The organism is Oleiphilus sp. HI0066, assembly GCF_001635725.1.
Map to the genome: position 1 here is coordinate 1 of NZ_LWFH01000436.1, position 993 is coordinate 993.

The window sequence follows — 993 nt, forward strand, 5'->3', positions numbered from 1 at the left end:
GATTTTGGTGACGTACAGTTCTATGGATGTGTTGCACAACAAGACAAAACAACGCAACACCGCATCTATTCATTGGCGCTCGATGAATTACAACGCATTCAAACATTGCCAAACAACAAGACACTGCCAAGTTACGATGAAGCGCTTTTGCAGCGCGAATTAGATTTATTCAGTGACTGGCTCATCGACTCAGCTCTTTCAATCGCCTTAACTCCAGAACAACTTACTACTCTGAAAAACGCCCAAGCCCTTTTGATAAAAAGTGCGTTAGAGCAGACACAATGTTTGGTGCATCGCGACTACCACTCACGAAACATCATAATGCAAGGAGATCAAGTGGGCATCATTGATTTCCAAGACGCCGTATTCGGTCCAGCCACATACGATTTGGTTTCACTTTTGAAAGACTGCTATATCAAGCTTGATCAAGACTTAGTCGAGCAGCTCATGACAGAATTTGCAGGCACTCATTCAACACTCACAAACATTGCCCCAGAGCTTTTCAAAAAGCAGTTTGATTTGATGGGTATTCAGCGCCATATGAAAGCGGCAGGTATTTTTGCGCGACTTGCTCTTCGTGATGGCAAGTATGGCTATCTCAAAGACATCCCAAGAACATTCTCCTACATTGTCGAAGCGTGCAATTCATATGAAGACTTACATGCCTTTGGAGAACTTCTCGAGGAACACATCAAGGAACCTATGCTGACCTTCGTCGAAGCACAATCACAAGAAAATACAGCGTCATGAAAGCAATGATTCTTGCGGCAGGGCTTGGCTCCAGAATGCGCCCACTTACAGACACTTGCCCAAAACCTTTATTGAAAGTCGGCGACAAGACCCTGATTGATCTTCACTTAGAACGACTAGAAGCTCTTGGGATTAAAGACATCGCTATTAACACCCATTGGCTTGGAGAGAAAATAGAAAGTCATATCGATGCGGTTTGGCGTAACCAACTCAATATTCAATTATTCAATGAAGCCTCACTGC

Annotated in this window: 2 protein-coding genes; both read left to right on the top strand. The window is 43.7% G+C overall.

Annotated elements, in window-relative coordinates; genetic code table 11:
• A partial coding sequence (locus A3738_RS05785) for an aminoglycoside phosphotransferase family protein (protein ID WP_082889983.1) occupies nt 1-750 on the top strand: 750 nt, incomplete at its 5' end.
• Nucleotides 747-993 (top strand): sugar phosphate nucleotidyltransferase (locus A3738_RS05790; RefSeq protein WP_156504002.1); only part of this gene is annotated, 247 nt, incomplete at its 3' end. The genes A3738_RS05785 and A3738_RS05790, both read left to right, overlap by 4 nt.